Here is an 18,455-nt window from a genome sequence, read left to right as displayed (position 1 = left end):
CTGAAGGAACGAAAGGCACCCCGTGAAGATCGTCGCAGCAGACATCATCGTGTCCAGCCCCGACCGGAACTTCGTCACCCTGAAGATCACCACCGACGAGGGCATCACCGGTCTGGGCGACGCCACGCTCAACGGCCGTGAGCTGTCCGTCGCCTCGTACCTGCGCGACCACGTGGCCCCGTTGCTGATGGGGCGGGACCCGCACCGGATCGAGGACACCTGGCAGTTCCTGTACCGCTCGGCGTACTGGCGTCGTGGACCGGTCACGATGGCGGCCATCGCGGCGGTCGACGTGGCGCTGTGGGACATCAAGGCCAAGGCCGCGGGCATGCCGCTGTACCAACTGCTGGGCGGCGCGTCGCGCACCGGCATCATGGCGTACGGGCACGCGTCGGGACGGGACCTTCCCGAGCTGTTCGACTCCATCCGTCGCCACCTCGACGAGGGCTTCCGGTCGATCCGGGTGCAGACCTCGGTGCCGGGGATCAACGCGGTGTACGGCGTGGCCGCCCAGCCCAGCGCCACCGGCCAGCGCTACGACTACGAACCCGCGCAGCGCACCCCGCTGCCCGTCGAGGAGGACTGGGACACCCGCGCGTACCTGCGCCACCTGCCCGAGGTCTTCGAGGCGGTCCGCGGTGAGTTCGGCCCGGAGTTGCCGCTGCTGCACGACGGTCACCACCGGATGACCCCGATCCAGGCCGCCAAGCTCGGCAAGGCCCTCGAACCGTACGACCTGTTCTGGCTGGAGGACTGCACCCCGGCGGAGAACCAGGAGGCCCTGCGGCTGGTCCGCCAGCACACCACCACCCCGCTGGCCATCGGTGAGGTCTTCAACACGGTCTGGGACTACCAGACCCTGATCCGCGAGCAGCTGATCGACTACGTCCGGTCCGCGGTCACCCACACCGGTGGCATCACCGCCATGCGCAAGCTGCTCGACTTCGCCGCCCAGTACCAGATCAAGTCCGGCATCCACGGCCCCACGGACATCTCCCCCGTGGGCATGGCGGCGGCGCTGCACCTGGACCTGGCCATCCACAACTTCGGCATCCAGGAGTACATGAAGCACACCCCGCTGGCCAACGAGGTGTTCCGGCAGTCGTTCACCTTCACCGACGGCTACCTGCACCCGGGCGATCAGCCGGGTCTCGGGGTGGAGCTCGACGAGGAGGTGGCGGCCCGCTTCCCGTACGAGCCGGCCTACCTGCCGTTCAACCGGCTCAAGGACGGCACGATCCATGACTGGTGAGGGGCGGGGCGACGCCCCACCCACCCGGCACGTCGTGGTGATGGGGGTCTCCGGCGCCGGCAAGAGCACTGTGGCGCGGGGGATCAGCGCGGCCACCGGGCTGGCGTTCGCCGAGGCGGACGAGTTCCACTCCCCGGCGAACGTGGCACGCATGCGCTCGGGCGTACCGCTGGACGACACCACCCGCTGGCCCTGGCTGCGGGACATCGCCGTGTGGATCGCCGATCGCGGCGCGGAGGGCCGGTCGACGGTGCTGGCCTGCTCGGCGCTCAAGCGGTCGTACCGGGACGTGCTGCGCCAGGGCACGCTCCGGTTGGACTTCGTGCACCTCGCCGGGTCGGCGGAGGTCATCCGGGCCAGGATGGCCCGACGCGAGGGGCACTACATGCCGGCGAGCCTGCTCGAGTCCCAGCTCGCCACGCTGGAGCCGGCGGAGCCGGACGAGTCGGTGCTCGTGCTCGACGTCGCGCTCACCCCGGAGGCGCTGGTCGCGGCGGCAGTGGACGGCCTCGGCCTGCACCCCTACCGCCGTCCGGACCCGCAACGGAGCGTGTTAGGTTAGCCAACCCTAATCGATAACGGAGTCCGCCTCGCATGTCAGTCGCCGAGATCAGCGGTGGCGTGGTGCTTCGTCGCGCGCTGCGCCGACAGCGTGGCCGGGTGCTGCTCGGCATCGCGCTGCTGTGCACACACCAGGCCACCGAAGCCCTCGTCCCCGTCGCCATCGGGGTGGTCATCGACCGGGCGGTCGCCACCGGTGACGTCCGCGCGCTGGTGTTCTCACTCGCCGGGCTGGCCGCCCTGTTCACCGTCCTGGCCTTCGCCTACCGGACCGGTGCCCGGATGGCGTACGCCGCGGTGGAGCACGAGGCACACGCGACGCGGGTCGAGATCGCCCGGAGCGCCCTCGACCCGCGTGGACACCACTCCGGCATGCGCGACGGAGAGCTGCTGTCCGTCACGGCCTCCGACGCCGAGCTGTCCGCGCTGGTCGTGCGGGTCGCCGGGCTCACCGCCGCCGCGTTCACCGCCATCGTGGTCGCCGCCGTCGCGCTGCTCGTCGTCGACGTCCCGCTGGGGCTCGGAGTGCTCCTCGGCGTACCCCTGCTGGTCCTCGCCCTGCAACGGATGGCGCCGCTGCTCACCCGGCGCAGCTCGTCGCAGCAGGAGGCCCTCGCGGCCACCACCGCGCTCGCCGTCGACCTCGTCACCGGCCTGCGCGTGCTGCGCGGTATCGGCGCGCAGGACCACGCCGCGCGCCGGTACGCGGGCGCCAGCCGCCACGCGCTCGACGTCACCCTGCGTGCCGCCACCACCAAGGGCCTGCACCTCGGGCTCACCACCATGATCAACGGCCTGTTCCTCGCGACGGTCGCCGGCGTCGCGGGCTGGCTCGCGCTCCAGGGCCGGCTCACCATCGGCGAACTCGTCGCCGTCGTCGGGCTGGCCCAGTTCATCGCCGAGCCGGTGCAGACGCTCGGGTACTGCGTACAGCTGTTCGCCATGGCCCGGGCCTCCGCGGGGCGGGTCGCCCGGGTCCTCGGCGCGGCACCGGTCCTGGCGCCGGGCGACGCCGGGCCGCCCGCACCGACCCCGTCCCGGCTGACCCTCGACGGGGTCGGTCACGCGGGCCTCGACAGTGTCAGCCTGCACGTCCGTGCCGGCGAGATCCTGGGCGTGCTCGCCTACGACCCGAGCGACGCCGAGGCGCTGGTCGCGGTGCTGGCCGGCCGGGTGCCGCAACCGGACCGCCGGGGAACGCTTTACGTCGACGGCGTGCCCGCCGAAGAGCTGCACATCGACGCCCTGCGCGCCGTGGTCCTGGTGGAGCAGCATGACGTGGCGCTGTTCGAGGGCACCCTGCGCGCCAACCTCAGCGCCGGCGCCCAGGTCGACGACACGGTCCTGCGCGCCGCGGTGCGGGCGGCGGCGGCCGAGGACGTGCTCGCCGCGCACCCGCACGGCTTCGACCGCCAGCTCACCGAGCGGGGGGCGAACCTGTCCGGCGGGCAGCGGCAGCGGATCGGGCTGGCCCGGGCGCTCGTCGCCGACCCCCCGGTGCTGGTGCTGCACAACCCCACCACGGCTGTCGACGCGGTGACCGAGGGCCTGCTCGCCGAAGGGCTGGCCTCGGCCCGCGGAGCGGACACCCACGGCACGGTGCTGATCACCACCAGCCCGGCGTTGCTGCGGGTCACACACCGGGTCGTCGTGCTCGACCGAGGCCGGGTCATCGCCGAGGGGCCGCACGAGCAGTTGCTCGCCAGCGACGCCCGCTACCGGGAAGAGATCCTGCGATGACCGAGCCGACCATGACCGGGGCCGAGCCCCGGCAACTGCTGCCGACGGCCACCGCCGGACAGACCTGGGCCACCCTCCGCACCGAGCTGGCCCGCCTGCCGGGGCTCAGCGCCGTCGCCGGCACGTTGCTGGTGGCCGCGTCCGCGACCGGGCTCGTCGCCCCCTGGGTGCTCGGTCGCCTCGTGGACGACGTCATCGCCGGCTCCGACACGTCGCAGATCGTGACCTGGGCGGGCGTGATCGCGGGTGCCGCGGTGCTCGCGGGCATCCTCACCGCGGTCGGCGCCGCGGTCGCCGCACGCCTCGGCGAGACGGTGCTGGCCCGACTCCGGGAGCGGGTCCTCGACCGCGCCCTGCACCTGCCCTCGGCCACCCTGGAGCGAGCCGGCACCGGGGACCTGGTGGCCCGCGCCGGCGACGACGTGGCCGTGGTGACGAACGTGATCGCCACCAGCGGGCCGGCCTTCCTCGGCGCCCTGTTGTCCGTCGTGTTGACCGCGGTGGGGCTCTTCGCCCTCGACTGGCGGCTCGGCATCGCCGGGCTGGTCGCCGCACCGGCGTACGCGCTGGCGCTGCGCTGGTACCTCAAACGGTCGATCCCGTACTACGCCCGGGAGCGGGTGGCCACTGGCGAACGCGCGCAGGCGACGGCCGAGGCGCTCCGCGGCGCGGCGACCGTGCGCGCCTACCGGATGGAGGACGCCCACGTCGCCCGGATCGCGGCGCGCTCCGGCGTCGCCCGCGACCTGTCGCTGGAGATCTTCGGGCTGTTCACGCGGTTCGGGCTGCGCATCAACAGGTCGGAGTTCGTGGGGCTGGCCGCCGTGCTGCTCGCCGGCTTCCTGCTGGTGCGCGACGACCTCGCCACTGTGGGAGCCGCCACCACCGCCGCGCTCTACTTCCACCGCCTCTTCAACCCCATCGGCCTGCTGCTGTTCGAGTCGGACTCCGTGCTGCAGGCCGGTGCCAGCCTCGCCCGGCTCGTCGGGGTCACCGCGCTGCCGGACACTGCGACCCCGGCCGGCCCGGAGCCCTCCCGGCCGGCGCGGCCCGAACCGGCGGCACTGGAGGTGACCGTCGCGCAGCACCGCTACGACGACGGGCCGGTCGTGTTGCGCGACGTCGACCTCCGACTCGCACCGGGCGAGCGCGTCGCCCTCGTGGGTGCCAGCGGCGCGGGCAAGAGCACGCTCGCCGGGATCATCGCCGGCATCATCGCGCCCACCCACGGGTCGGTGACCCTGCGCGGCGTGCCGCTGGCCGAGCTCGGCGAGCACCGGCTGCGCCGCGAGATCGCCCTCATCAGCCAGGAGGTGCACGTCTTCGCCGGGCCGCTCGCCGACGATCTGCGGCTGGCCAACCCGGACGCGACCGACGACGAGCTGACCGCCGCCCTCGACCTCGTCGGTGCCACCCACTGGTTCCGTGCCCTGCCGGGCGGCCTCGCCACGGAGGTGGGGGAGGGTGGACGGCACCTCACCGCGGCCCAGGCCCAGCAGCTCGCGCTGGCCCGCCTCGTCCTCGCCGATCCCGCTGTCGCGGTCCTCGACGAGGCCACCGCGGAGGCGGGCAGCGCGGGTGCGCGTGACCTCGACCGCGCCGCCGTGGCGGCCACCGAGGGACGTACCACCCTGGTCGTCGCCCACCGACTGAGCCAGGCGGCCACCGCCGACCGCATCGTCGTGATGGAGCATGGGCGTGTCGCCGAGCACGGCACGCACGCCGAGCTGCTGGCGGCCGGGGGTGGCTACAGCCAGCTGTGGCGGTCCTGGCGCATGCCCGACCCCGTGCCGCCGCAGGGGCGCGGGAGCACCGGGCAGATCGAGGAGCAACCCGTCCTGGGCTGAGCGGCCGACGAGGCGCGCGCCGTCCCGCCGTGGCCCCGGCCCGCTGGTACGCAACCGGGAAGTCGACCGAACGGGGGAGCCCGGGAACTTTTCCGGACCGGCCAGCGACAACCAGGATGCGCGGCTGACCGGCGGCGTCCCGACGACGGCACTTCGCCATGAAGGAGCGCCCGTGGCACACAGGACGGTGGTCCGTGCGAGACGGCGTCGCTGACGACGACCAGGTGACCCGCTGGGCGAAGGAGGCTGGCCGGGGTGACCGGCAGGCCGCCACCGCGTTCATCCGGGCCCTCCAGGACCAGGTCTGGCGGTTCCTGTCGCACCTCGCCGGACCGGGTGAGGCTGACGACCTGACTCAGGAGACGTTCCTGCGGGCGTTCCGCAACCTGCCCGGCTTCGCCGGCCGCTCGTCGGCCCGGACGTGGGTGTTCACGATCGCCCGGCGCGTCGCCGTCGACCACGTCCGGACGGCGGTGGCCCGGCCGAGGATCGCGTCGGTGCCGGACTGGCAGACAGCGGCCGAGTCAGCCGGCGCGATCGCCGCCGGGGCCGACGAGGGCGTGACCCTGCACCAGTTGATCGCCGGCCTGACCCGGGAGCGTCGCGAGGCGTTCGTCGCCACCCACGTGCTCGGCCTCTCCTACGCCGAGGCCGCGGACGTCTGCCAGTGCCCCATCGGCACGATCCGCTCCCGGGTCGCCCGGGCACGCGAGGACCTCGTCGCCGCCTGGCAGGCCGAGGGCGACCAGAGCCGTACGCGGCGAACCAGCTGAGGCTGGGGCCCCGCCCGATCCCGGCCGCTCACCCCAGGCGGGCCTCGATGGCCTCGATGATGCGCGGACGCAGCTCGGCGGCGCGGATGACGGCGTCCACCGAGCCGACCTGCACGGCGCGCTGGATGTTGTGCACCCGGTCGAACTCGGTCGCCACCTCGCCGAGCTTCTCCGCGCGCACCGACGAGCGCAGCTCGTCGAGTTCCGCGGTCAGCGCGGCGCGTTCGGTGCCGGCTGCGGCACCGACGCGGGCTTGCAGGTCCCGCACGCGGGGGTCTGCCGCCGTACGGGCGTTGACGTCGGCGGCGAACACCACCGCGGCGGCGGGCGCGCCACCGAGCACCGAGGCGAACGAGCCCTCCAGCGCGAGCACTGTCATGTTCGGGTTCAGCGCCTTCGAGAACACCACGAACGCACCGCCGTGGTAGCGCGAGATCACGCAGAAGACGATGGGCCCCCGGAAGTTCACGATCGCCCGACCGATCTCGGCCCCGTACTCCAGTTGCAGCTTGCGCATCGACTCCGGTGAGCCGTCGAAGCCCGACAGGTTCGCCAGCACGACGAGGGGCCGGTTGCCGCTGGCCGCGTTGATGGCCCGCGCTGCCTTCTTCGACGAGCGGGGGAACAGCGTGCCCGCCGTGTAGGTGTCCGGACCGTCGGTGGGCGGGAAGCCGTGCCGCGGCACCGACCGGGACTCGATGCCGAGCAGGCAGACCGGGATGCCACCGAGGTGGATGTCCTGCACGACCGCGGTGTCCGCGTCGGCCATGCCCGCCCAGCGCTCCAGCACCGGGTGGTCCTGGTCGGAGAGGGCCCGCATCACCGTACGGATGTCGAACGGCTTCTTGCGGTCCGGGTTGGCCTCGACGGAGAAGATCTCCCCGACGGTGGCGAAGGCGCTGCCCGCCACGTCGTGCGGGAAGTCGGAGATGTCGCGGTCGGTCGGGTCGGTGGTGACCGCCCGGCGGGGCGCGTCCTCGCCGGGCGCGACGTACGTGTGGTCGTAGTGCGCCATCACCACGTCCCGGGCGGCCGTCAGGTTCGGCGCCCAGTACTGTGCCTGCCCGTTCGGGCCCATCACCCGGTCGTAGCCGCCGATGCCGAAGTTGTCCTCGGCCGACACGCCACCGGAGAAGTCCAGCGAGTGCTTGCCGGTGAGCACCATCGCCGAGTCCGGGGTCATCACCAGGATGCCCTTGGTGTGCATGAGCATCGTCGCCTCGGCGTTCCAGTACGGCTGCGCGCCGACGTTGATGCCCGCGACCACGATGTTGATCTCACCACCGGCCTGGGTGAACTCGACGATCCGCTTGAGCGCCGCGGCCACCCAGTCCATGTTCTCCGTTCCCGACGTCATCGAGATCCGGGCGCCGGCGGACAGCGCCCACCACTCCAGCGGCACGTGCATCCGCTCCGCCAGGTCCAGGGCGGCGATCACACGCCGGCACTCCGGCTCGGACAGGGCACCCAGCGACTTCGTCGGGTCGCCGAGCAGCACCACCCGGGTGACGCCCTGCGGGTAGCGCTCGGTCGGCGTCGTGACCACCCCGGCGACGATCGCGGCGCTGTTGCGCCCCCGCGGCCGGTCCACCGGCTGCAACACGTGGTCGTCGTCGAGGTCGTGTTCGACGAAGTCACCGAGCCTGCCGGTCAGCTCGTACGGGTACACCGTGTTGCGGCTGCTCGCGCGCAACACCTTGAGCCGGTACTCGTCGAGCGGCTCGATCGCCTCGACCGGCGGCTCGCCGACGGCCAGCTCCGCGCCGCCGGCGGCGTCGAACGAGATCCGTACGGCGATCTTGGTCAGCTCGCCGGTCCGGCGGTCGCGCTGGCGGGCGATGAACAGGATCTCCTCCAGCCCGGCCCCCGCGGTCGTCGGGCGCACGCGCCCGGCGATCATCTCCATCTCCTCGCGGGTGAGCTCGCTCGGCGGCCAGACGTAGACCACGATCCGGTTCGTGTTGAAGCGCGTCTTCGACGGCCGCAGCGACTGGGCGCGGCGGATCGAGTCGAGGCAGGCGGCGATGGCGTCCTCGGTCGTCGGCAGCGCGACCAGTCGGCCGTCCTGCTCGCGAAGCTCGGTCAGGTCACGCACCTGCGCGAACGCCACGAGGCGCTCGTCCGACCGGTTTTCGCGCGCCACGCACTGGAAGAGGTAGACCTCCTCGTCCGACGACGGCAGCCGGGTCAGGTCGAACTTGTGCAGACGCTCCAACTGCATCCGCTGCGCGATGTACGGGTGCAGGCCGCGGATCAGCCGGTCCTCGGTCAGCTGGGTGCCCGACGGTCGGAAGGTGAAGTGGTGGTGCATCACCGCTCCGCCGCGACCCGCGACGGTGGTGGTGACCCGTCGGACCTGAGTCGGCAGCGGGTGCGCGGCGATGACCTCGGCCAGCGCCGCCGCCATCGCGTCGAAGTCCTCCGGCTGGTTCTCCCAGCCGAGGTAGATGTCGGCGTCGACGGAGTCCTCGTCGCCGGCCAGCTCGGCCAGCCCGCGCAGCGCGCCGCCCAACGCGTCGAAGCTCACCGCGGCGGAGACCACGCTCGAATCGGCGCGCTCGGCGACCACGAACGTGCAGCCCGCGGCCTCCTGGGTACGCACGCTGGTGAGCGCCCTGTTGCCGTAGTACCGGCGGGTCAGCACCTCCAGCATGACCGCGTTGTCGAGGTGGTCGCGGACGAGCCGCTGGCCGAGCAGCCGGACCAGTGGCTCGGTGCTGCGTACCATCTCGGCGATGCGCTCGGCGCGGTCCGCCGCGTCCGGGCGCGCGTCCAGGTGCCGCAGGTGCCCACGGACCTCGGCGTAGACCCGGGCGCGGTTGCGGCGCAGCAGCGGCTGGGCGAACCAGGCGAACACCACGCCGCGGGCGAGGTCGGCGACCACGGGGAAGCGGACCTGCGTCGCGGCGATCAGCCGCTCCAGCGCCAGGCCGGCGGGCTCACGCAAACTCTCGTCCGGCGGGGTCTCCCGCAGCCAGGCGCGCAGCAGGGTCGCGATGACCGTGGCGTCGGCGGACGCACGCTGCTGGGCGAGGAAGATCCGGAAGACGGCGGCTTCGAGGGCGGGGGAGCGCTCCAGGTCGGTGACGCCGTACCGGCCGAGTGCCTTGGCGAGCCTGGTCTGGAAGGCGTCCGGCAGCCCGGCCCGCTCGACGTCGAGGCTCTGCAGGTAGGTGTGGAAGTACTCCCGCGCGCTGTGCACGTGCGCGGCGCCGCCGTCCTCACCCGTCGGCCGGTTGCGGCTCAGCTCGGTGAGGTCGGCGAACACCTCGATGAGGTCGAGTTCCGCGGCCAGTGGCCGGTGACCGGCCTCGGCGGCCTCCCGCCGCGCGGCGAGGTAGCCGTCGAGCACCCGGCGGTCGTCGTGCGGGTCGACGTCGAAGCCGAGCAGCAGACCCCGCAGATCCTCCTGACCGCGCCTGCCCCGCTCGTCCGCCGGAACGGTCTCGGCGGCGGTCGGCAGGTCCAGTTCGACGGTCTCGGCGGTCGGGTCGTCCGTGGTCTCCTCGGCGTCGTCCGCGAGCGGCTCCAGGCGCAGCAGCGGCGCGCCCGCCTCGACCTGGCTGCCCACCGAGACGGCGCACTCCTTGAGCCGCGCCCTGAACGGCGCGCGCAGCACCGTCTCCATCTTCATCGCTTCGAGCACCAGCACCGGAGCGCCCGCCTCGACCTCGGCGCCGACCTCCAGCGGTGTGGCGACGACGAGTGCCGGCATCGGGGAGCGCAGGACGCCGCCCTCGTCGCGGCTGACCCGGTGCGTCACACCGTCCACCTCGACCAGGTGGGTCGGCCCGTACGTGCCGGTGAGCAGGCGGTACCGGATGCCGTTGACGACGATCTGGCCGGTGTGCCGGTCGAACCGGTCGAGTTCGACGTCGGCGGTGCGGACGACGGTGCCCGCCTCGATGCCGACCCGGAACCGGTGGGGGCCGACCCGTGCCACGCGGGTGCGGTAGCCGACACCGCGCAGCTTGAGGTCCAGCGGTCGGCCGCTGGCGTGCTGCACCTGCGGGCGACCACCGGACGCCGTCGACAGCAGCCGCTGCCGCTCGGCGCGCTCCTCCTCCTCGTACGACTCGATGGCGGCGGCCGCCAGGGCGACAGCGGAGTGGCGGTGCGTGACGAGTCGGCCCTCACCGCGGACGCGGTCGATCCAGCCGGTGTCGGCGCTGGCGTCGATCACCTCGGGCTGGTCGAGCAGGTCGAGCACGAAGCTCTTGTTGGTCGCGCCACCCTCGATGATCACCGTGGTGTTCGCCATCGCCCGACGCAGCTTGCCGAGGGCCTCGTCGCGGTCGCGGCCGTACGCGATGATCTTCGCGATCATCGAGTCGAAGTCGGCCGGGATGGTGTCGCCCTCGCTGACGCCGGTGTCCACCCGGATGCCGGGGCCGCTGGGCAGGTCCAGCCGCGCGATCCGCCCCGGCGACGGCGCGAAGTCGCGGTCGGGATCCTCGGCGTTCAGGCGGGCCTCGATGGCGTGCCCGCGCTCCATCGGTGGCTCGCCGTCGAGCCGCCCGCCGGAGGCGACGTGCAGCTGCGCCTTGACCAGGTCGAACCCGGTGGTCAACTCGGTGATCGGATGCTCGACCTGGAGGCGGGTGTTGACCTCCAGGAACGCGAACAGCCGGTCGCCGGGGTGGTACAGGAACTCGACGGTAGCCGCGCCGCGGTAGCCGACCGCGATGGCCAGCCGCTCGGCCGACGTCTTGAGCTCGGCGGCCTGCGCCGGGTCGAGCACCGGCGACGCCGACTCCTCGATGACCTTCTGGTTGCGTCGCTGCACCGAGCAGTCGCGCACCCCGAGCGCCCACGCGGTGCCCTGCCCGTCGGCGATCACCTGGACCTCGACGTGCCGGGCCCCGGTGACCAGGCGTTCCAGGAACACGATGCCGCTGCCGAAGGCCCGCGCGGCCTCCTGACTGGTCCGCTCGTACGCGTCGACCAGCTCAGCCTCGGTGCGGACCACGCGGATGCCGCGTCCGCCGCCGCCCGCTGTCGCCTTCAGCATCAGCGGGTAGCCGATCTTGGCCGCGGAGGCACGAGCGGCGTCCAGGGTCTCGACGGCGCCGCGGCTCCACGGCGCGACCGGCACGCCGACCTCCTCGGCGATCAGCTTGGAGCCGATCTTGTCGCCGAGCTGGCGCATGGCGTCCGGGCTCGGCCCGACGAAGGTGACGCCGATCTTCTCGCACAGCTCCGCGAACGCGGGATCCTCAGCGACGAAACCCCAGCCGACCCAGGCAGCGTCGGCCCCGGTCTCCGTCAGGGCGCGCTCCAGCACCGCCAGATTGAGGTACGGGCGGGCAGACGCGGGACCGAGATCGTAGGCGATGTCCGCTTCGCGGACGAAGGTGGCGGTGCGGTCGACGTCGGTGTAGAGAGCGACGGTTTCGATCTGGTTGCCGGTCTCCGCGGCCAACTCGCGGACCGCGTGGATGAGCCGCATGGCGGCTTCACCACGGTTGACGATGGCGACACGGTTGAACACCCGACTGACCCCTTAGCTAGACCTTGAACTGCGTGCCGCGAGACGACGGCTCCCAGCAGTGATCACCTTTCCGGCTGGCGGCTGCCAGCGCTATGGCGCAACCACCGAACCAACCGTCTCTCAGTTGTAGGAAGTGAACAAAAGTTTTTGGTGTCCCCGCAGCCCGCGACCGCCACGGTAGCCCAGGCGGGCACCCGAATCACCTTCACCTCAGCCGGGGGTCGCGCCGGGCGTCACGCACGGCTCGACCGCCGCGACGTCAGTGACTGTCACCCCGGGCCTGACAATGAGGAGGTGACCGTTCTCGACCCGCGGGCGCTCAACCGCGCGACGCTCGCCCGGCAGTTGCTGCTCGATCGCGCCGACCTGCCGGTCCTCGACGCCGTCGCGCACCTCGGCGGCCTGCAGGCGCAGGAACCGCAGGAACCATTCGTCGGGCTCTGGTCGCGGCTGCGCACCTTCGACCCCGCGGTGCTCTCGACCCTGCTGACCCAGCGACAGGTGGTGCGTACCCATCTCATGCGCCGCACCGTGCACCTGCTCGTCGCCGACGACGTGCTGGCCTGGCGATCCCGGCACCAGGCCATGCTGTGCCAGCGGGTGCTCGGGGTCTACCGCGGCGAGTTGGACGGGGTTGGCCTCGACGAGCTCGCCGCGGCGGCGCGGGCGCTGCTGGCCGACGGTGAGCCGCGCTCGATGCCCGAGATCGGGCGAGCGCTCGGCGAGCACTGGCCGACACCGGGCCCGCAGGCCCTGGGGGAGATGGCGATGGCCCTCGTCCCGCTGACCCAACTGCCGCCGCGCGGAGTGTGGCGGATGAAGGGCGGCGCCCGACACGCCCTGCTCTCCGCGTGGCTGGGTCGGGAGGTCCACCCGCCGACGCCGGACGACGCCGATCCCGTCGGCCAGATCCTCGTACGGCGCTATCTGGCCGCGTTCGGGCCGGCCGCCACGGCCGACGTGCGCGCCTGGTCCGGCCTCGCCGGGCTGCCGGCCGCGGTGACCGCGATGCGCGACGAGCTGATCACCTTCCGCGACGAGCGCGGCCGAAGGCTGATCGACCTCGCCGACGCACCACGCCCCGACCCCGAGACACCCGCTCCGGTGCGCTTCCTGCCGGCGTTCGACAACGCGATCCTCGGCTACGACGACCGCAGCCGGATCATCGACGACGCCCACCGCGGCCTGTCCGTGGCCGGTGAGCGCGTGGTGCTGGTCGACGGCCGGGTCGCCGCGACCTGGAGCGTCGAGGCGGGCACGGTGACCGTCAACCCGTTGACCGGCTTCTCCCGCGCCGACCGCGCCGCCGTCGCCGAGCAGGGGCAGGCACTGGCGCTGTTCCTCTCCGACAAGGAGAGCGACCGGGTGCGGGTCGCCGCGTCTCCCCGGTGAGGCCAACCCCAACGACCTTGTATCGATGGTTGTCCACTGCCATGATGTGGTTCGGTCGTGCTCGGGAGCCAGCGCGCACCACACCTTCTCCGGTCCACGGGACGCACGAGGTGGTCAGTTCACCCGTGCCGGGCAGTCCTCGTCGGCGACCGGATCCCGAGCACGGCACCGGCTACGACCTCGGTCAGCGGTGCCCGGCAACCACCGGAGGTACCGATGCTTCGCATGTTCCTCGCCGTCACGACCGTGGCGCTCGCCGTCTGGGGCGGGGCGAGCGGCACCACAGAGCCCACGCCCACGGCCACGCCGACGCCCTCGCCGATGCCCACCTGCCCGCCCGTGTTGCCGATCACCGCCAACGTCGCCGGGGTCACCACCACCAGCGTCACCATCTCGTACTCGATCTTCCTCCGCCCACCCTGCGGCTACGACCCGCCGATGACCGTCAGCCTCTTCGCCAGCCGTGAGGACGCCCAACAGTGGCGGGCCCCGGTTGCCGTGGCTGTCTCCGGGCCGGAGCGCAACGGCTCGGTCACCGTCGACCGGCTGACGCCCGACACCGAGTACTGGTACCGGTTGACCGACGTCGACGGTCGGCGGGACCCGTACGCGATCTCATCCGCGCGCACCTCCCCACTTGCCTCCTGCCGCGCGACGGCCACGATCGACGCCCGTTGGGGCAACGGCTTCGTCGCCACGGTCACGGTCCGCAACACCGGGACCCAACCACTGGACCGGTGGCTGGTGTCCTGGCGGTGGACCGGTGACGAGCGCGTCCAGACCGCCTGGGGTGGCGTGGCCGAGGCCGCCGGTGTCGACGTCACGGTCCGCAACGCCTCGTACAACGGGGCGCTGGCGCTGGACGGTGCGACGACGTTCGGAATGCTGGTGACGACCAGCTCGGTGCCCGACGGGTTGACGATGGCCTGCGCCCGGTGAACGACGTCCGCCCCGCTCCCGCCGTGTGCCGGCGCGAGCGGGGCGGCGTGCTGTCGGTCAGGGTTTACGGGCCACCGCGCCGTAGGCGTCGATCGCCGTGACGTCGGGCTCGTCCGGTCGCCACAGGGGGATCGGCACCAGGCCCGGCTCCACCTTCGTCAGGCCGGAGAAGCAACTGTCGAGGTCCGCCGGGCTGCGCAGGATGTACGGGACGCCGCCGCTCTGTGCCAGTCGCTCCGCACCGGAAACGACAGCCGGGCTGGTGTTGGTGCCGTCCCAGAGCACGAGGTAGCTGCCGGAGGGCATCGCGTCCATGGTCCGCTCGACGATCGAGCGCACCACGGAGAGGTCGGGCTCGTAGCCCATCACGCCCATGAACATCACCGCGACGGGCTGGTCGAAGTCGAGCGTCTGCGCCGCCTCGGCGAGAATCTGCTCCGGGTCGTGGTAGTCGGCGGGTACGTAGGTGGTGACACCCTCAGAGGTCGTGCTGGCCAGCAGCGCCCGCGCGTGCACCAGCACCATCGGGTCGTTGTCCACGTAGACGATCCGCGAGTCGGACGCGACCCCCTGGGCGACCGCGTGCGTGTTCTGCATGGTGGGCAGGCCGGTGCCGATGTCCAGGAACTGCCGGATGCCCGCCTCGGCCGCCAGGTACCGCACGGCCCGCACCAGGAACAGGCGCGACTGCTGCGCCATGAGGACGATCTCCGGGTAGACCTCGGCGACCGCGTCGCCGGCCGCCCGGTCGGACTGGAAGTTGTCCTTGCCGCCCATCCAGTAGTTCCAGATCCGGGCCGCGTGCGGCACGTCGGGCTGAAGCTTCGCGGTGAGTTCGGCGTCCGGGCCGGCCATGCCAGGCTCCTATCGAGGGGTCGTCGGCGGGAGATCACCTCTGCGGTGTGACCGGGATCGTACTCCGGAGCCGTCCACTGTCGACGCCGGGCGTTCGGTCTGCCAGAGCAGCTCGACGGTAGGAGTTTCGCGTGAACCAATGCCCATGGCGGGGCATCCAACCCTGTGACAGACCCGCAGAGAAAGGGACCAGCCATGCGCGGCAAGCTGATTTCCGGTGTGGTGCTCACCCTCACGTTCGTCGCCGGGTGCACGTCATCCGTCGACCGTGTCGGCGGCGAGGCGGCGCCCGCCGGCTCTCCGGCCGGCAGCGCGAGCCCGTCGACACCGGGTGCTCCGGCGTCGACCAGCTCCGGGCCGAGTGCTCCGGCCACCCGTAGCTCCAGCCCGGAAGCTGCGGCCACCCGCACCTCCGGGCCGGCCACTCAGGAGAGCGAGATCAGGCGGACCAACTGGCCCAACGCGGTGATCCGCAACCTGAGGTTCTGCGGTGAGTCCGACGACTCCGTGTCGTTCCGCAACGGGTCGAACGGCCTCGACGTGCCGTGCAGGATCCTGCCCGGCGGTGCCCGGCCGGTGTACGCCGAGTTCATCGTCGAGGAGCCGGCGAATGCCCCGTCGACCGAGGACGCGCTGGTCCTCGTCGAACTGGGCAACCCCGACGCCTCGCGGCGGCAGGCGCTCGTGCCCGTTCAGCTCGCGGACAACGGCCGGAACCGGTACGCGTGGCCGGTCATCCTGGGAGACGACTCCAGCCCGACCGGCGACCGGGTCATGACCTTCGTCTCGTACCGGGTGGTGGGCCAGAACGTGGAGGCCACCGTCCGTAAACTCGACGGCAACACCGAGACCAGGCGGTGGCGCAAGGCCGACGGCAGCGGAAACTGGGAACGGTTCTAGCGTTGCGCGACCACCGACGTGTCCACCCGCAGCGTGCCGAGGACCTCGTCGGTGCGGTCCACGCCGTCGGTCTGCTTGACCTGCACGTACACGCCGAACGAACCGTCGGCCGCCACCAGGGTGACCTCGCTGAACGACGTCTCCGTGCCCCCGCATCGCGCCCAGTGCGCGACGATCCCACCGAGGGTGCCGACGGTGACCGTCCGGTCGGCGGCATCCGTGCAGCCACTGTGATCGGGCAGCGTCGGCTCCGCCGCACGCAGGGTGCGGCTCACCCCGACAAGCTGGTGACGGCACTCGTGCTCCGCGATCTGTGTCAGCTCGACTACCAGGAGATCGCCGGGCAACTGGGCATTCCGGTCGGCACGCTGAAGTCCCGGATCCATCACGCCCGTCGGCACGTGCGGGAGTCGTTGGAGGGCGGCTGAGCGAAGCGTACGCCGATCTGCGGGTTTGCCCCCGATCGAGTGACATCGTTTGACTTGTGCGGCGAATGCATCTTTGATAGTCGATGTCTATCGCTGGGTGCGGTCAGGCGCTCGGTCATCCGGGTGACCCGGTCCACGCCCTGACCCTGGAGGACGGATGCGAGTCATCGCGCGAACCAAACCACGACGGCGGCTGTTGCCGGCGGTGATGGCGGCGGTGACACTGCTGACCGTGGCCGTCGGCGTGCCGGCCGCCGCAGCGGCACCGTCGACGGTGGTCGGCGTGGCCAGCGGCCGGTGCCTGGACGTGGTCGGCAACGTGCGGACCGCCGGCGCCGGCATCAACATCTACGACTGCAACGGTCAGGCCAACCAGGCGTGGAGCCTCACCTCGGCCGGTGAGCTGCGGGTCTACAACGAGACGATGTGTCTCGACGTGGTCGGCCAGGACACCACCGCGCCGGCCGCACTGCAGATCAACGGCTGCAACGGTGGTGCCAACCAGCGCTTTCGGATCAACACCAACGGGACCATCGTCGGCGTCCAGTCCGGCCTGTGCCTGGACGTGACCGGCGCGGGCACCGCCAACAGCACCACTGTCGGTCTCTGGACCTGCAACGGGCAGACCAACCAACGGTGGACGACTGCCCTGGGCAGCAGCGACAGCCAGCCGCCCACGGCGCCGGGCAGCCCGCGGGTGAGTGGCCTGACCTGCAACTCGGTGACCTTCGCGTGGAACGCCTCGACGGACAACGTCGCTGTCGCCTTCTACGACGTCTACCACGACGGCCAGCTGATGAAATCGGTGAGCGGCACGACGCTGTCCACCACCCTCACGGTGGTCGCCGGGGCGACCTGGGGCCTGTACGTCAACGCCCGCGACGCCGCCGGCAACGTGTCCCAGGCGAGCACCACGGTCTCGATCACGCCGCCGCCCTGCCAGGCCGACACCCAGCCGCCGACCGCGCCACAACAGCTCACCGGCACCGCGTCGGGCACCACCGTGACACTGCGGTGGACCGCGTCGAGCGACAACATCGGGGTCCGGGCGTACGACATCCACCGCGCCGGCGTGAAGGTCGGCACGGTCACCGGCGCGCCGCCGGCGACCACGTTCACCGACAGCGGGCTGGCCGCGAACACCGCCTACCAGTACTACGTGGTGGCGCGGGACGCCCAGGACAACGCCTCCTCGCGCAGCGGCACGACGACAGTGACGACCGGCGCGGCGTGCGGCAACCCGGTGTGCGGGGTGCGCCAGGTCACCACCGACACCGACATCCCGTGGGGGCTGGTGACGCTGCCCGACGGCAACGTGCTCTACAACCGCCGCGACGCGCACGACATCATCCAGCTCAACCCCACCACCGGCGCCAAGACCAACCTGGGCACGGTGCCGAACGTGCAGAGCACCGACGGTGAGGGCGGCCTGCTCGGGCTCGCCATCTCGGCCAGCTACAGCAGCGACCGCTGGTTGTACATCATGCACACCTCGCCGAGCGACAACCGGATCGTGCGGATCAGGTTGGAGAACGGGCGACTCAACACGGCCAGCGAGCAGGTGCTGGTCAGCGGCATCCGGCGCAACAAATACCACGACGGTGGGCGCCTACGGTTCGGCCCGGACGGAAAGTTGTACGCCAGCACGGGTGACGCGCAGAACGGCAACTACGCACAGGACCGGGCGGCCCTCGAAGGCAAGATCCTGCGCCTCAACCCGGACGGCACCGTTCCCTCCGACAACCCGTTCGGCAACTACGTGTGGAGCTACGGCCACCGCAACCCGCAGGGGCTGGCGTTCGACTCGCAGGGCCGGCTGTGGGAGCAGGAGTTCGGCAACTCGGTCATGGATGAGACCAACCTGATCACCCGGGGCGGCAACTACGGCTGGCCGGCGTGCGAGGGCACCAGCGGCACGTGCGGCACCGCCGGGTTCATCGCGCCGGCGCGTACCTATCCCACCGCCGAAGGGTCGTGCTCGGGCATCACGATCGTGCGGGACGCGCTCTACGTGGCCTGCGCGCGTGGTGCCCGAATGTACCGCGCGGTGATCAGCGGCAGCAGTCTGACGAACGTGCAGACGTACTTCAGCGGCACCTACGGTCGGTTGCGGACGGTGGAGCCGGCTCCCGACGGAGGGCTCTGGCTGACCACCACCAACACCGGTGACAAGGACAGCACCCCGAACAACAGCAACGAGCGGATCCTGCACGTCACGCTCGGCAACTAGGGGGACCGCAGCGGTTCAGTGAGCGACGTCTCCGCGGGGCCACCACG

The 18,455-nt window shown here is 72.0% G+C and carries 13 protein-coding genes; 10 read left to right on the top strand and 3 right to left on the bottom strand.

Annotated elements, in window-relative coordinates; translation table 11 throughout:
- Positions 1 to 22: 22 nt before the first annotated feature.
- The 5 genes from manD to CLT68_RS25660 all read left to right on the top strand — a co-directional run bounded on the left by manD (position 23) and on the right by CLT68_RS25660 (position 6,173).
- On the top strand, positions 23 to 1,252 hold the full coding sequence (gene manD / locus CLT68_RS25680; protein WP_088948824.1) for a D-mannonate dehydratase ManD: 1,230 nt from the start codon (positions 23 to 25) through the stop codon (positions 1,250 to 1,252).
- Positions 1,242 to 1,814 carry a gluconokinase gene (locus CLT68_RS25675; protein ID WP_099854755.1) on the top strand — a complete coding sequence of 191 codons (573 nt, stop codon included), beginning with the start codon at positions 1,242 to 1,244 and terminating at the stop codon, positions 1,812 to 1,814. The genes manD and CLT68_RS25675 overlap by 11 nt, the downstream gene beginning before the upstream one ends.
- A 32-nt stretch (positions 1,815 to 1,846) precedes the next feature.
- Entirely contained in the window at positions 1,847 to 3,553 is a 1,707-nt protein-coding gene (locus CLT68_RS25670; protein WP_099854753.1) for an ABC transporter ATP-binding protein, read from the top strand.
- Positions 3,550 to 5,400, top strand: a complete 1,851-nt coding sequence (locus CLT68_RS25665; RefSeq protein WP_486482319.1) for an ABC transporter ATP-binding protein — start codon at positions 3,550 to 3,552, stop codon at positions 5,398 to 5,400. Before CLT68_RS25670 ends, CLT68_RS25665 begins: the two co-directional genes overlap by 4 nt.
- A 194-nt stretch (positions 5,401 to 5,594) precedes the next feature.
- Complete coding sequence (locus CLT68_RS25660; RefSeq protein WP_307871367.1) at positions 5,595 to 6,173, top strand: sigma-70 family RNA polymerase sigma factor; 579 nt, start codon at positions 5,595 to 5,597, stop codon at positions 6,171 to 6,173.
- A 28-nt stretch (positions 6,174 to 6,201) separates the two neighbouring features.
- On the opposite strand, the gene CLT68_RS25655 is transcribed toward CLT68_RS25660, so the two are convergent.
- Positions 6,202 to 11,664, bottom strand: a complete 5,463-nt coding sequence (locus CLT68_RS25655) for an ATP-binding protein (protein WP_099854748.1) — start codon at positions 11,662 to 11,664, stop codon at positions 6,202 to 6,204.
- Positions 11,665 to 11,958: 294 nt separating this feature from the next.
- Here CLT68_RS25655 and CLT68_RS25650 point away from each other — a divergent pair, with 294 nt between their 5' ends.
- Positions 11,959 to 13,056, top strand: coding sequence for a winged helix DNA-binding domain-containing protein (locus CLT68_RS25650; RefSeq protein ID WP_099854746.1), 1,098 nt, complete (start codon positions 11,959 to 11,961; stop codon positions 13,054 to 13,056).
- Positions 13,057 to 13,272: 216 nt separating this feature from the next.
- On the top strand, positions 13,273 to 13,995 hold the full coding sequence (locus tag CLT68_RS25645; protein ID WP_099854744.1) for a cellulose binding domain-containing protein: 723 nt from the start codon (positions 13,273 to 13,275) through the stop codon (positions 13,993 to 13,995).
- A gap of 57 nt (positions 13,996 to 14,052) precedes the next feature.
- Here CLT68_RS25645 and CLT68_RS25640 read toward each other — a convergent pair whose 3' ends face one another.
- Positions 14,053 to 14,850, bottom strand: coding sequence for an SAM-dependent methyltransferase (locus tag CLT68_RS25640; protein ID WP_099854742.1), 798 nt, complete (start codon positions 14,848 to 14,850; stop codon positions 14,053 to 14,055).
- Between the two features lie 195 nt (positions 14,851 to 15,045).
- On the opposite strand from CLT68_RS25640, the gene CLT68_RS25635 reads away from it, so the two are divergent.
- On the top strand, positions 15,046 to 15,750 hold the full coding sequence (locus tag CLT68_RS25635) for a hypothetical protein (protein WP_099854740.1): 705 nt from the start codon (positions 15,046 to 15,048) through the stop codon (positions 15,748 to 15,750).
- On the opposite strand, the gene CLT68_RS33950 is transcribed toward CLT68_RS25635, so the two are convergent.
- Complete coding sequence (locus tag CLT68_RS33950) at positions 15,747 to 16,025, bottom strand: hypothetical protein (RefSeq protein ID WP_486482318.1); 279 nt, start codon at positions 16,023 to 16,025, stop codon at positions 15,747 to 15,749. The genes CLT68_RS25635 and CLT68_RS33950 overlap by 4 nt on opposite strands.
- Before the next feature lie 12 nt (positions 16,026 to 16,037).
- Between CLT68_RS33950 and CLT68_RS33945 the strand changes: the two genes are divergently transcribed.
- Both CLT68_RS33945 and CLT68_RS25625 read left to right on the top strand, forming a co-directional pair.
- On the top strand, positions 16,038 to 16,178 hold the full coding sequence (locus CLT68_RS33945) for an RNA polymerase sigma factor (RefSeq protein ID WP_247666796.1): 141 nt from the start codon (positions 16,038 to 16,040) through the stop codon (positions 16,176 to 16,178).
- Between the two features lie 157 nt (positions 16,179 to 16,335).
- A complete protein-coding gene (locus CLT68_RS25625; protein WP_088948814.1) occupies positions 16,336 to 18,408 on the top strand; it encodes a PQQ-dependent sugar dehydrogenase in 2,073 nt (690 codons plus the stop codon).
- Positions 18,409 to 18,455: the final 47 nt, after the last annotated feature.

This window comes from Micromonospora sp. CNZ299, from assembly GCF_002754415.1.
This window is presented reverse-complemented; position numbering and strand designations above follow the sequence as displayed.

What these genes read in the sequence shown, in the direction of transcription:
- CLT68_RS25675 (WP_099854755.1), top strand. Translation starts at nt 1,242, where the DNA reads ATGACTGGTGAGGGGCGGGGCGACGCCCCACCCACCCGGCACGTCGTG.
- CLT68_RS25670 (WP_099854753.1), top strand. Translation starts at nt 1,847, where the DNA reads ATGTCAGTCGCCGAGATCAGCGGTGGCGTGGTGCTTCGTCGCGCGCTG.
- CLT68_RS25665 (WP_486482319.1), top strand. Translation starts at nt 3,550, where the DNA reads ATGACCGAGCCGACCATGACCGGGGCCGAGCCCCGGCAACTGCTGCCG.
- CLT68_RS25645 (WP_099854744.1), top strand. Translation starts at nt 13,273, where the DNA reads ATGCTTCGCATGTTCCTCGCCGTCACGACCGTGGCGCTCGCCGTCTGG.
- CLT68_RS25640 (WP_099854742.1), bottom strand. Translation starts at nt 14,850, where the DNA reads ATGGCCGGCCCGGACGCCGAACTCACCGCGAAGCTTCAGCCCGACGTG.
- CLT68_RS25635 (WP_099854740.1), top strand. Translation starts at nt 15,046, where the DNA reads ATGCGCGGCAAGCTGATTTCCGGTGTGGTGCTCACCCTCACGTTCGTC.
- CLT68_RS25625 (WP_088948814.1), top strand. Translation starts at nt 16,336, where the DNA reads ATGCGAGTCATCGCGCGAACCAAACCACGACGGCGGCTGTTGCCGGCG.